The organism is Mycoplasma sp. 11548 (assembly GCF_055523555.1).
In genome coordinates this window covers 318,091-332,359 of the sequence record NZ_JBVFVF010000001.1, presented here as the reverse complement: position 1 = coordinate 332,359, position 14,269 = coordinate 318,091, and the positions used below count along the sequence as shown (strand labels likewise).

At 27.5% G+C, this 14,269-nt stretch carries 11 protein-coding genes; 7 read left to right on the top strand and 4 right to left on the bottom strand.

The window, feature by feature from the left end; all coding sequences use genetic code 4:
• Window positions 1-36 precede the first annotated feature (36 nt).
• A complete protein-coding gene (locus tag AC0B4K_RS01355) occupies window positions 37-1,257 on the bottom strand; it encodes a class I tRNA ligase family protein (protein ID WP_465103493.1) in 1,221 nt (406 codons plus the stop codon).
• 68 nt (window positions 1,258-1,325) lie between these two features.
• Between AC0B4K_RS01355 and argS the strand changes: the two genes are divergently transcribed.
• Window positions 1,326-2,978, top strand: coding sequence for an arginine--tRNA ligase (argS, locus tag AC0B4K_RS01350; protein ID WP_465103492.1), 1,653 nt, complete (start codon window positions 1,326-1,328; stop codon window positions 2,976-2,978).
• 125 nt (window positions 2,979-3,103) lie between these two features.
• On the opposite strand, the gene AC0B4K_RS01345 is transcribed toward argS, so the two are convergent.
• The 3 genes from AC0B4K_RS01345 to AC0B4K_RS01335 form a co-directional block, all read right to left on the bottom strand.
• A complete protein-coding gene (locus tag AC0B4K_RS01345; protein WP_465103491.1) occupies window positions 3,104-4,465 on the bottom strand; it encodes a hypothetical protein in 1,362 nt (453 codons plus the stop codon).
• Window positions 4,466-5,511: 1,046 nt separating this feature from the next.
• On the bottom strand, window positions 5,512-5,754 hold the full coding sequence (locus AC0B4K_RS01340; RefSeq protein ID WP_465103490.1) for a hypothetical protein: 243 nt from the start codon (window positions 5,752-5,754) through the stop codon (window positions 5,512-5,514).
• Between the two features lie 11 nt (window positions 5,755-5,765).
• Window positions 5,766-7,043 carry a transposase family protein gene (locus AC0B4K_RS01335; RefSeq protein ID WP_465103489.1) on the bottom strand — a complete coding sequence of 426 codons (1,278 nt, stop codon included), beginning with the start codon at window positions 7,041-7,043 and terminating at the stop codon, window positions 5,766-5,768.
• Window positions 7,044-7,234: 191 nt separating this feature from the next.
• On the opposite strand from AC0B4K_RS01335, the gene rpoE reads away from it, so the two are divergent.
• From rpoE to AC0B4K_RS01305, 6 genes are all read left to right on the top strand, one after another.
• Window positions 7,235-7,501 carry a DNA-directed RNA polymerase subunit delta gene (rpoE, locus tag AC0B4K_RS01330; RefSeq protein ID WP_465101342.1) on the top strand — a complete coding sequence of 89 codons (267 nt, stop codon included), beginning with the start codon at window positions 7,235-7,237 and terminating at the stop codon, window positions 7,499-7,501.
• Window positions 7,502-7,509: 8 nt separating this feature from the next.
• Window positions 7,510-8,376 (top strand): class II fructose-1,6-bisphosphate aldolase, encoded by an 867-nt coding sequence (fba, locus tag AC0B4K_RS01325; RefSeq protein ID WP_465103488.1) that lies wholly within the window; start codon window positions 7,510-7,512, stop codon window positions 8,374-8,376.
• 362 nt (window positions 8,377-8,738) lie between these two features.
• Window positions 8,739-10,751, top strand: coding sequence for a S8 family serine peptidase (locus AC0B4K_RS01320; protein WP_465103487.1), 2,013 nt, complete (start codon window positions 8,739-8,741; stop codon window positions 10,749-10,751).
• Window positions 10,738-11,505, top strand: coding sequence for a hypothetical protein (locus tag AC0B4K_RS01315; protein WP_465103486.1), 768 nt, complete (start codon window positions 10,738-10,740; stop codon window positions 11,503-11,505). Before AC0B4K_RS01320 ends, AC0B4K_RS01315 begins: the two co-directional genes overlap by 14 nt.
• Window positions 11,506-11,598: 93 nt before the next feature.
• Window positions 11,599-12,189 (top strand): thermonuclease family protein, encoded by a 591-nt coding sequence (locus AC0B4K_RS01310; protein WP_465103485.1) that lies wholly within the window; start codon window positions 11,599-11,601, stop codon window positions 12,187-12,189.
• A 69-nt stretch (window positions 12,190-12,258) separates the two neighbouring features.
• On the top strand, window positions 12,259-14,205 hold the full coding sequence (locus AC0B4K_RS01305; protein WP_465103484.1) for a DNA topoisomerase subunit B: 1,947 nt from the start codon (window positions 12,259-12,261) through the stop codon (window positions 14,203-14,205).
• The last annotated feature ends 64 nt before the right edge of the window (window positions 14,206-14,269 follow it).

The following is a 14,269-nucleotide window of genomic DNA, read 5'->3' as shown; positions in this document are numbered from 1 at the left end:
TATCAACCCCCTTTTTTTCCTATTTTTAGTACTTTTTTATAATAATTTTTCTTTTATTAACACTGATCTTAATTTATCAGCTTCAAAATAGTTTTTATCTTTTAAAAATTCCTGCCATTTTTTGTAAATATTTTTATATTTTTCAAAATTTATTTTCTGAAAATCAAAGCCTAAATCATCAAAAACTTTAATAATTGTGCTAATTAATAATGGATCTTTATTTAAATTTATTGATTTTATTATGTCATTTAAGGTTTTCATAAAAGCAGCAAAATTTAACTCAAAAATATTTTGCATTAATTTTTGATATATTTCTTGATTATAAATATTAAAATTAAGATTATGCAATATACCCATAAAATATATTTTAGTTATTTTAGTTAATATTGTTTCAACATTATTAACTATATTATCATCAATATTTATTATGGATGTATATGAATTTAACAATAAAATAAATTTAAAATGATCAGGAGAATATTTGCTAATAAACTCATTAGCCAATATAATATTGTTTAAAGATTTTGACATTTTTTTATTATTTAAATTAATTTGTCCAGTTTTAAGTCATTTTCTAGCTAAGTCTTTTTGATATAATGCATAAAATTGAATATTTTCATTTTCGTGGTGTGGAAATGTTAAATCCACGCCACCCCCATGTAAATCAACTCCACTTGATCCAAAATGCTTATTAATTAATGCAACACATTCAGTATGTCATCCTGGACGACCTAATCCAAAACTAGAATCATATTTAATACCTAAATTTGTTTTTTTTCAAAGTGCAAAATCAGCTTGATTATGTTTTTGAAAACTAGTTTTTTCAAAAACCATATGTTTTAAATTTTGTCCCGATACTTCCCCATAATAATCATGATATTTATGAGTATCAAACCAAACATTATTATCTAAAACATATGCACTATCCTTTTTAACTAAGCGGCTAATAAAATTATTAATTTCAGTTAAATTAGTTGTTACATATTCTAAGTTTGTAATAGTATTAACATTAAATAATTTTAAAATATTTAAATAATCATCAGAGTATTTTTTAGCAATTTCAGTTTCACTCACACCTTCTTGAATTGCTTTATTAATAATCTTATCATCAATATCAGTAATATTATGCACAAACTTAAAATTAACTTTTAATGCTCTTGCTGCTTTAAGCATTAAATCATAAGTGATAATCGGGCGCATATTACCAATATGTACGTAGTTATACACTGTTGGCCCACATAAATAAACTTTTAACATATTTATATTATAAATATTTTTAAATTTAATACAATTTATATAATTAAAAAAAGAAATTAAGGAGCATAATGAACTTAACAAACCAAATTAAAGATTCTTTAAAGAAAGTTGTCTTAAAATTACAAAACGAAAAATATTTTGATTCAAATTTTGATGCAGATCATTTAGTTTTCACCTTATCTGAGCCCAATATTCCTGAAAATAAAAAAACATCTGAAATTGAATTTGATTTTTCTTCAAACCTTGCTTTTATTTTAAAAAAATACACAAAAAATAACCCTTTAGCAGTTGCAAATGTTTTAAAAGAAAAATTAGATAATCTAGATATCTTTGAACTTGTCGAAGTAACAACACCTGGATTTTTAAACTTTGTTTTAAAAAATTCCATTTTAAACAAAGTTTTAAGCAACATTATTTTACAAAACAAAAATTATGGATCCAACTTTGTTAAACCTGAAAAAATTAATGTGGAATTTGTATCTGCAAACCCAACAGGTTTTTTACATGTTGGTCATGTGCGGGGGGCTGTTTTTGGAGATTCACTAATAAGAATTTTAAGACATGCCGGGCACCATGTTGAAGCTGAATATTATGTTAATGATGCTGGAAATCAAATTGATAATTTAGCTAAATCAGTATATATTCGTTACCAAGAACTCTTTGGAATTTACGAGCAAATGCCAGAAGAGTCTTATAAAGGTGATGATATTATTTGAGCTGCAAAACAAATAAAAGACAAAGTTAATGATTATTTTTTAAATAATTTTGCTACTAAAGAAAGTGAGCTAAAATCATTAGCAACCCAAATTTTACTTGATAAAATCAAAGTGGATTTAGCAAAAATTAACATTTATTTTGATACTTTTTCAAGCGAAAAAGCATTAACAACCAAGAATTTAATTAAACCTGTTTTAATTAAATTAAATCCAAATACATACCAAAAAGATGGAGCTTTATTCTTAAATACCACTAAATTCGGCGATGATAAAGATCGTGTATTAATTAAAAGCGATGGATCATATACTTATTTAACACCTGATATTGCTTATCATGAAACTAAATTACAAAAAGCAGATAAATTAATTAATATCTGGGGTGCTGATCATTCTGGATATGTTGCAAGAATGAAAATTTCACTCCAGGCATTAGGTTATGACCCTGATAATATTAATATTTTAATAATCCAATTAGTCAGATTATTAAAAAATGGACAAGAGTTTAAAATGTCTAAGCGTGCTGGAACAAGTGTAACATTAAATGATTTATTAGATGTCGCCTCTTCTGATGCAATTAGGTTTGGTATGCTGACTAGAGAAATTGGCACAAAATATGATTTTAATATTGATCAAGCTAACTTAATGGATGTCTCAAACCCAGTTTATAATTTACAATATGCTCATGCTAGAACCGTATCATTACGCAATAATTTAAAACCTTTTTTACTTGATCCAAACAATCAAATTACTAATAAAGCCAGAAAATTAATTATTGAATTAGATCAATTCCCAGATTTATTGCAAACGATTGTCAAAACAACAAAAGTAAATTTATTAACTCAATACTTAATAAATTTAACTAATTTATTTAATAGTTTTTATTCACAAACACGTTTAATAAATCACCCACAAGAAGCTTATTATAGTACTTTAGTATATGCTGTTCAAGTGGTGTTTAAAATTGGTTTAAACTTACTGGGAATTAGTGCCCCTAATTTAATGTAAAATAACATAATCATGTGCATAAGAAATTGCATATGATCTTGCTTTCCTAATAAATGGATTTTATAAAAAATATTGAAAACTACCTAACTTCATTATTAAAGTTAGGTAGTTTTAGTATAGTTAAATTATGAGTTTATCATTTCAACTTTTTCGCCTTTAGTAAATTTAAACTTATATGTTCCTGTTAGAAGGTTTTGTTTCTTAGGATCTGAATTATCTCATAAACTAGTCAGAGTGTAAGTACCTGTGTTTCATGGATAAAATGGCGCAACTTTGAAAGTAACTTTATCTGCAGTTTGGCTATCTATCCAAGTTTTTCGATTAGGTCCGTATCCGTTTGTAGTATCATCTGCATAAGTATTATTTTCTGCACGTAATTCATATTTAAATAATTTATCTTTTACTTTTTGGTAAATATCTTTATCTGCAACAATTTTGAAAATAATGTAATTTTTGTTTTGAGAGTCAACTTCAACAGTTACACTATCAAATTTTAAAGGTTTTTCTTCAGTAGGTGTTGAATCTGTTGTTTGTTGATCAGTATTGTTAGTGTTTGTACCGTTATTTGTCTTTTCTTGTTGTTTGTCTTGTTCAATACTAGTTGTCCCAGAATTCTCACTACTATTATTTTTTTCAGTTTCTGATTCATCTGGTTTTGTTGAACCACCATCTTGTTTGTCAGTTCTATTATCAGTAGGTGGTGTAGGTTCTGGAAGAGCAGGTTTTTCCGGATTATCTGTGCCAGTTGATCCATTATCAGTACCATTGTTTGTCTTTTCCTCATCCTTTTGGTTTACACCAGTTCCAGGTTCTTCTGTTGCTGGATCTTTTGGAGCGGGGCCAGGATTTGGGTCAGTCTTAGGAGGTTCTTGGGTGCCTTTATCATTGGCAGGCTCGTTGGTTGGGTCTTTTGGCGTTGGATCAGTAGGACCTGGGTTAGGAGGTACATTTCCTTCTTTAGGTGGTTCTTGGTTAGCATTACTATTAGTTGGATCTTTTGGATCAGGGTTATTAGTTCCTGGATTCGATGATTCATTTTCTTCTCTTGGTGGATTAGGATTTACTGGCTCTTCTTGTTCTCTATTTTCAATAGGTGGGTTTATAGTTACTGCATCAGTTAATGTTGTAAATGGACGTTTGACATTAAATAACGTGTCATTATTTACCTTAATGGTATCTAATAAATATGTAGTTCCTTTAGTTAAACCAGTAATAGTAATTTTATATTCATTATCAGCTGGTTTGTTTAAACGTGAAACTGTAAAATTATGAACAGTGTCATTAACTTTTACATTAAGTTGGTCATTTCCTTGTAGACCAGTAATTTTAGTGGTGAATTGAGCACTTGTTTGAGTTACTGTAATTGCACTAACATTCTGAATAGTAAATTGTCTTTTTTGGGGCTGAGGCGCTGTACACGAAACAGCAGTAATTGTTGTAATAGTAACTAAGTTAGTTGTTATTAATAAAAATTTACGTAATTTCATAACGTATTTTCCTTTCATATAAATATATTTATATAATAATTAATTTGTCTAAAATCAAATTAATAGATTTGTTAATCTACTTTAATTTTAATATATATATATATATGTGTGAAGAAAGTTAAAAAACTTGACAGTGTTAGAAATATTCGCGAGAATTAATTTTTTATTTGTATTTTTAAAATTTAGTGATATAATTTAGTTCTTAAATTGTTTAATCATAAATATCTTTAAAGTGAGATTTGAAAGAATCTCACTTTTCAAATAAAATAATTTTATGAGTTTTTTTAAAATAACTGTGTCCAAATCATAATGCCCAGTTTTATTAAAATATTGAAAATAAATAAGAAAAGTTAAACGCAATTTTATCGATTAAAACTTTATTGTTTGGTTCTTTTGAAAAAATTTAATAAAAACGATATGAGGCGTCAATTCCTTATTAAAATTTAGAAAAAATGGTTATCCTTTCGATAAGTATCAGTATTTTTGTATCATACTTAAATTTTATATAATTGTTTTATATAAACAATACAGGTTATATAGGCAAATGCACAACTAAAAACAATCAAAAATTGAAATATCTAAATAAATTTATATAATTAAAATGCATTATATAAATTTTTATCATTAATTAATAATAATTATACTTTTTTTGTAGAATAACTACTTTTTTGGACTACTTTTTTAATTTTTTGCCCAGACTGTTGGGGTTAATCATTTTTTTATTTTTTGATTTATATTATGGATTCATTTGTTGCAAAAAAAGATAATGAAAAAACAAACCAAAAAAATTTTTTTCTTCTTTGGCAACTAAATTGGAAAATTTATATATTTTTTGATGTTTTTACTGTCTAAAAAATCAGAACATAATTATTTATATCATTACATTAACTACAAAATTTCAAAATGAAGCAAAAAGATTTTTAACCCCCCGCCCTTGATTGCAATCAAGGGGGCCTTACTTTTGAAAAAGTAAGCAAAACTCCCAGAAAACACGTGTCCGTGTTTTCTATTTTTATTATTCTCTTTTTTATTAAAAAATATTAAAATTAATATGCATCAATTTTTATTTCATCATTGATGCTTCTGTGTAATGTTCGAAGTATCTCTAAATACTCAGCCATAATCTTATTGGCTTCAAGGTTATTTCCTTGTGCATTCACAGAGACACTATTAAACTTTGAGATGTATAATTCAAGAGTTTTAAAAAATGAGTTTGTTTTCTTATGGATAAATGCTAGTTTTCCAACGGCAGGGATAGAATAATCTAAACCTTTCTCAAGAGCTCACATTTCTGTAAAGCTTAGATATTTTCCATTAGGTTCTTTGGCAAAGTATTTTTTCCATTATATTTAAAATACAAATTATCATCAGAAGAATGCACTAACACAACATCAGAATTATAAGGAAATATAATCCTTTTGTCATGCATATCAAAAGCTGCAAGGTTTTTACCTTGGTATCTAACAACACCATTTAAAACTTTTCTATTAATCTCTAAATCAACGGCTCAATTGCCGTTTTTCTTTCCTTCTTTTTGAAAGACATTATGTTTAGAAATTATTTTTTTATTCCTCGTGTTGTAATAATTTTGAAATACTTCGTTATTTTGCTTTAAATCATTAATATCTTTATATCCGTTTTCATGAATTAATAATGGGTATTGATCTAATGATGTTCTAAAAGATCTCTCAACGTGAGGTTTATGTTTGGGATTAGATGAACTGAGTACTTCTATTCCTTTTTTATTTAAATCTTTTTCAAAAATTGTTTGTGCGTTTTCGTTTCCCCAAAAAGTTCTTCTTTTATCAGTATAAATTTTCTTTGGAAATCCATATTTCTTAAATACTATTTCTAACAGTCTTTGATATCCTAATGTTGTTTCTTGTTCTTCAAATCATGCTGCTAATAATGTTCCAGTGGCAACATCAATTGCATGATAAAGATAGAATGGTTTATTATTTTTTAAATATGGTTCAAGCTGAGCATCGATTTCAACAATTTCACCAAATTCTAAATTTTTCTTTAGACCCAAAACTTGTCTTTGTTTTTCATTTTGTTTAATTTGTTTATAATATTTTTTTAATAGCAATGTTGTCTCTTGTGAAGTTTTCTTCTTTGATAATTTTGCTATTTTTCTTCCTCTTTTGGTTGTATGTATATTAAATAATCCTAATTGGTTGAATCTTCTTACCAAAGTTTTGTAAGAAATTTTTTGCCTTATAAAAGAACCATATTCTGAATAATAATAACTTTTAAACGAAAGTTGGTTATTTGTTAGAACGCTATTTAAAATAATTTCACATGTTTTTAAATAATCTTTAAACACTAATTCAATTTCTGAATCTGTAACTTTGCAACTTCTTTGTTGATTTTTATTTTTATGACTGATGTCAATTTCTTGATTACTTTTTATTATTTTTTTATATCTTTTTACAGTTGATACACTAAGGTTTGTAATTAAACTAAGTTGAGATAAAGATTTTTCAATATTAGCAGCAATTAATATGAGAGATTGCTGTTTTTTTAGTTCGTAGTTTGTTAAGTTTTTGTACTTATCTATGTTATGTTTGATTCTCATAAATAATTTATACCATATTTTAATTAAATTAGTTCACTTTCGGTGGGATTTATATATGGACCTAAATAGTTGTCATTGGACAAAATTTTTATCATTAATTAATAATAATTATACTTTTTTAATATATAATAATAATCAACTTAATAAGCAAGTTAAAACAAAATTAAAAATTCAAAATGGAAAGGCTCAAAATGAAAAACACAACTATGCTCGAGGTAGCGAGCCAATTTGTTTTAAATAATTCAGAACAAAACTTTACCTTCAATGAAATTTTTGAAATAGTTGAACAAGAACTTAAGGAAAATTGAATCAATAAATTCTTAATCAATAATTCAGAAATTTCATATGAAGAAATTAGAGAACGCAAAATGGGAGAATTATACCGTCTATTAACTGTAGACAAAAACTTTTTAAGAAATGATGATGGAACTTGATGTTCTAAACATAAAATTTATTAGGAGATAAGATGGCATTAGTAAACGCAAAAGAAATGTTAAAAAAGGCTAAAGCAGGAAAGTATGCAATTCCTCATATTAACATCAACAACTTAGAATGAGCAAAAGCAGCTTTAATTACAGCACAACAAGAAAACTCACCAATTATTATAGCAACTAGTGAAGGTGCAATTAAATACATGGGAGGGTTTAATGTAGTAAGTGGGATGGTGCTTGGTTTAATCAATGATTTAAACATTACAGTACCAGTTGCGCTTCATTTAGACCATGGATCATATGAGGGAGCAAAACAAGCTATTAAAACTGATGGATATACATCATTAATGTTTGATGGTTCACACTTCCTATTTGAACATAACTATGCAAAAACTAAAGAATTAGTTGAATTAGCAAATGAAAGAAATATGTCTTTTGAGGCTGAAGTTGGAACAATAGGTGGTGAAGAAGATGGAATCGTTGGTAATGGCGAATTTGCAGATCCAACTGAAGCAAACAAAATCGCTCAATTAGGAATTGATGTTTTAGCAGCGGGAATAGGTAATATACATGGTCCATACCCCGCTTCATGAAAATCACTTAATTTTGATAAATTACAAGAAATATCTGCAGCTGCTGGAATTGGAATTGTACTTCATGGCGGAAGCGGTATTCCTTTAGATCAAATTCAAAAAGCAATTAGTTTGGGTGTAACCAAAATTAATGTTAATACTGAATTACAACAAGCAAACCACAAAGCCCTTAGAGCTTATATTGAAAGTGGCCAAGACCTTGAAGGTAAAAACTTTGATCCACGTAAATTATACAAACCTGGTTTTGAAGCAATGTGTGAAACAGTAAAGCAAAAAATTCATGAATTTGGTTCAAACAATAAAGCTTAATGAATTGTTTATATAAAAAGAAAATATTTAATTCGAAAGAAATTTATTTAAATTTAAAACAAACATCATGCTTATTTTATAGCAAACCCCACATGTTAAGCCAAAAAATTGGTAAGCTTGTGGGGTTTTTATTATGAAATTAAAATAAAAATTATACATTGCAAGCCAATTAAAAATAAAATTTTTAATTCAAACACAATGTTTTGTTAATATCTCGCATGTGACTTTTCCAAAAAACATTAATAAATTAAGGAAGACTTTTATAAAAAATATTATAATTATTATGTATTATATTTACTAATACAAAATTAAAGAAATACAGCAATTATAATAGTAAAATATATTTAATAAAGGAAATTTTTATGAAAAAGAATTTAAAACATATGTTTTTAATATCTGCAAGTTTAGCAGGTTTTGGATGTCTTCTAGCCTTCCCAACAATTAATAATACAATGCAAAAAAATAAAAGCCAGTGATATGCTAATTTAAAAGGTGACAAGTTCGAAATTAGAGATCAAAAATCTTTTAATGTTTTTAACAGTAATAACGAAATCACCCCAGTACCTCTTAATAATGATTTTGAACTTAAAATTTTATTAAATCCTGGTTTTCAAACTGAATATGAAGAATTTATCAACCAATTTAACACTAATTTTATAACTAAAATTATCAACGAAAAATTAAAATACAAATCTGTAACATATAGTAGAATGATGCCAATTGTTTGGTTCTATTTTGAAAACGAAAAAAACAGACAAGAATTCGTTAAAAAAATATCGAATTGAGAAGAAATTTTTAAATTCATTATATTTAAAAATGAAGACGCAGCTGTTAATTCATACACATATAATGAAACACAGCCAAATACCTTTTATTCATACCAGAATCAATATTCATTTACATTTAACGATGTACAAAAAAATATAAATATTTTTAAAAACTATATGGATGAAAATTTAAAAGTAGTTAATGCACAAAATCACCTAACCAATAAATATGTAAATAATGTAGGGGTTATTGAATCTAATGCTTATCCAATTGATAGAAATTTTATAAAATATTTCAAAAATGGAATATATATTGATGAAACATATATGAATTTTGCACTTGATAATACAACACATGCCACTTTAGTTACAAGTATTTTAGGTGGAGAGTTAGGGGTCGATAAATCATCTAAAATTTATCTTGCTTCTACCTTTAGATTTGATAGTAATTGGATTCGTACAATTGAAAAAATGGTTAAAGATTACGGCATAAGGATAATAAACCACAGCTACAGCATGAAATATCTGGAAAAAGAAGATAACATACACGAATATAATAAAGGTTATGATGAAAATTCATACCATTTAGACTATATAAGTAGAAAATATGGAGTTATTAATGTATTTTCAACTGGTAACGATGCTAGATATTCTCAGCATATAATAAATAGTGGCAATTTATCTTTAAACTCGATTGCGGTTGGTGCATTAGAAAAAGATACTACAAAATATAACTTAAAAAGTAGCAAAATTGCAAATTATTCAAACTATAAACTACCATCAGGATTTGATCAAATAGCTAAACCTTTAGTTGTAGCTCCTGGTTACACTTATAATCCAGTATATGAGAAGAATCAAACTGTAAGTGGCACAAGTTATGCAGCACCAATTGTAACTGGTCTTATTTCCAATTTAATGAAATATAAATCAGATATTAGAAATAGTAGTTTTAGAGTTCCAATCGTTAAAGCAATTTTGTCCGCCTCTGCAGTAAGTCCACAAAAATTAAATTTAAAATATAAAACTAGTGGTTATGAACAAAAATTTGGATCTGGTACCCCAGACTTTCAAGCAATGTTGCAAGCAGCAAATAATTATTCAGTTATTAGTTCTAACCCTTCCGTTGCCAAAAGAGATATATTTACAAGCCAACAAATACAACTCCAAAAAGGACAAAAGATTAAAATATCTAGTTCTTGGACGTTTAATGCTGGGATTTTAAATCAAAAAGAGCCTAGACCATGAGCTAAGAATTGGTGAAATAGTTTTTGATCTTGATTTTCTCCGGCTTGATCTTCTACAGAGCAAAAATGAGATAGTGAACACAAAAATGAAAATCAACTAAGTTTAGTTGGTGTTAAGAATCGTACTTATAATAACTTAGTTACTAACTATGATTTAAGACTTGAAAAACTAGCTAACGATGGTAGTTGGCATATTGTTAGAGAAATAACAGAACAAATGACAAGTGATGAATTAATTGAATATAAAGTATTAAATTCTGGAATTTATAGGTATAGAATTATTAAAAATCATTATTATCCTGATGCTAACTCTATAGATGACTTAATTGCGGTTACTCACGTGGTTAGAAATGAAAACGATTAAAAAAATCCTTCTTGGAATTATTTCAACAATTACACCACTAATTACATTGGCTTGCACAAGAATTTCAAACCCTGAAGCAGAAATTAACAAAATAAAAAAGGAACTTCTTCCAATTCATAAATCTTTTATAAAAAAAAGCCCATTTATTCCCTTAGATTGATTGGAGAATCAGTATTTTGATGTTAAAGAACATAGACAACAAAAATATATAAAAGATGATGGGACTCAAGATTCAATTAATTTCAACTCAGAATTCTTTGATAATTTTCCCAATGATCCATCTAATAAATTCAATAATGCCATAAAAATATCCAGTAAAAATCAATTCGATAAATATATTATCGAAAGATTTAAGGAATTGCATAACTTTGAAGATTTTAATAATAATTTTCAAATTAAAAAATTATTTGAAGAATTATACTTAGATAATCAAGATGTATACAAACTCCTTGAGAACAATGATATTTATATTTGACAACATTTTTCATTAAGTAATGCAAAATGAAACGAACAAACATTTGTTATTCCATTATATGATAAAAATAAAGTTACTCTATTTTTTTTAGGATATCATGTACCGCTAACAAGTAATTCAATTATACCTGGAGTTTATCCATGGGAGGTCTTCGTGCTCCCTAAAAATTATGAAATTAAAATAAAATTCCTTGAATTCGAGAAAGATGAATCAGGTTTAAATTACCTGTATAGTTTAGAAAAATGATACTATAGAGTCTATAAATCATATTATAAGTAATACCTTTAAACCCCAAAATAAATTTGTAAGGGGTTTAAAGGTATTTTTTAGTCAATTTTTAGTTATGTAGGGTTTTAATATTATTATATAAATATGAAAAGTTTTTTTAGTTTTGTTCTTATATTACTTAACTTTAGTTTAGTATCTTGCGCGCTTAATCCTATAAATAAAAACTATGAACAAATTAAAGTGTTAGAAATAACCGACGGAGATACTATTGAAGTTTTAAACCAAAGTAGGCAAAAAGAAATTATACGCCTCTACGGTGTTGATACTCCTGAAACACTAAAACCTCGTTATAATGATGATCAATTAGCTAAATATGAAGATCAATATGCTAAACTTGCTAAGCGAATGCTTATTAGTAAAATTAACAACAATGCAAATATTTTTATTCAAAGAGTTACTACTGATTCTTATAAGCGCACCGTTGCCCTAGTTTATTATAATAATAATTTTAATTATTCCACTAATTCATTAATAAATTCATGGTTAATTTCCGAAGGTTTAGCCAGAGTTGCTTTTATTCAGGCAGAAAATCCTAAAAAACCTTACTATACACAAACAAAAGAGCAATTTGAATATTATAAAACAATTATAGAATTGGAAAATATCTCTAAAACTACTAAAAAAGGTTTTTGAAAAGAGTCTATTAACAATGTATTTTATAAAAAATTACTGTAATCTATGGTTTATGTTATAATATATTTATATATTATAACATTCATAAAATTAATCAAAATGGAGGTTTAAATGGAAGATAAGAAGCAAAAATACGATGCAAGTGCTATTGCGCATTTAGAAGGTTTAGAACATGTTCGTAAACGTCCTGGGATGTACATTGGTTCAACATCAAAAGCAGGATTACACCATTTAGTATGAGAAATAGTAGATAACTCAGTTGATGAAGCAATGGCTGGTTTTGCCAACAAAATTAATATTACAATTACAAAAGATAACGAAATAAAAGTTCAAGATAATGGACGGGGAATTCCTGTTGGAATCCACCCACAATTTAATATTAGTGCCTTAGAAGTTGTTTTAACTAAATTAAATGCTGGTGGAAAATTTGAATCAGGTGCTTACAAAGTTAGTGGTGGATTGCATGGAGTAGGAGCTAGTGTTGTTAATGCCTTAAGTTCAAAATTAGAAGCATGGGTTAAGCGTGATGGTAAGATTTACTATGCTAAATTTGAAAATGGTGGAAATACTGTGCATCCAACAAATGTTATTGGTGAATATGAAGACGATGAATCAGGTACTACTATTCAATTTACTCCTGATTATACAATAATGGAACAAATGCCATTTGATAAAAGTTTAATTATTGATCATGCACGTCAAATTGCATACCTAAATAAAGGTTTATTTGTATCAGTTGCTGATGAAAGAGATGAAAGCTATGTTGAATACCAATATAATAATGGTATTATTGACTATGTTAGCGAATTAACGAAACGTTCATTACCATTAACAAATATTATTTACGCAAGTAATTCATATAAATATCGCCACGAAATAAATTCAAGGGAAATTAATATTGAAGTTGAAGTTGCTGTGCAATATTTAAATGATCTGTATCGATCTAATTTAATTTCCTATACTAATAATATTTCTACCCATGAAGGCGGATCACATTTAACTGGATTTTATGATGCAATTATGAGGCTAGTTAATAACTATGCTTTAGAAAAAAACTTTATTAAAAACGAAAATGATCGCTTTACCCGTGAGGATTTAGTTGAAGGTATTGTTGCTGTTATTTCAATAAAACACCCTGAACCACAATTTGAAGGGCAAACAAAAGGAAAACTTGGTTCAAAAGATGCCCGTAAAGCTGTGAATGAAGTTTTTTCACAAGTCTTCGAACGCTTTTTAAATGAAAATCCTGATTTAGCTAAAAAAATTCTTGAAAAAGCAAGTTCAGCACGTAGGGCAAGAATCGCATCAACTGCAGCTAGAGATAAAGAACGTAAAAAGCTTCCATTTGAAACTGGTTCAATGCCTGGCAAATTAGCTCCATGTTCATCAAAAAATGCTGAAATTTGCGAACTTTTCATTGTCGAGGGGCAATCTGCTGGTGGTTCAGCTAAAATGGGACGTGACAAAGTTTTTCAAGCTATTTTACCCCTTAAAGGTAAAATCCTTAATACCGAAAGAGCAAGACTCGAAAGTATCCTTAAAAACGAAGAAATTATGTCTTTAATTACTGCTATGGGCGCTGGACTCGACAGCAATTTTAATATCAATAAATTAAGATATCATAAAATTATTATTATGACTGATGCTGATGTAGATGGAGCCCACATCCGCACCTTGCTACTAACCTTCTTTTATAGATATTTTAAACCCCTTATTGAATATGGATTTATATATATAGCACAACCTCCTTTATTCAAAATTCAACAAAATAAAAATATTTACTATGCATTTAATGAAAAAGAACGTAGTGAAATTATCGCGACTTTAAACCCTAACATCAAAATTACAATTCAACGTTATAAAGGACTAGGTGAAATGGATGCTCAACAGCTACGTGAAACAACCATGCTTCCAGAAAAACGTAAAATGCTTCAAGTGCAAATTGAAGATGCATATCGTGCTGATCGCATCTTTGAGACCTTAATGAGTGAGAATGTGGAACCTCGTCGTGATTTTATCTCACAAAATGCAAAATACGTGCAAAATATTGACTTATAATTCAAAAATACATTCAAAGATAATTGAATGTATTTTTTCTTATTTTAAAGTATATAAAAAACGC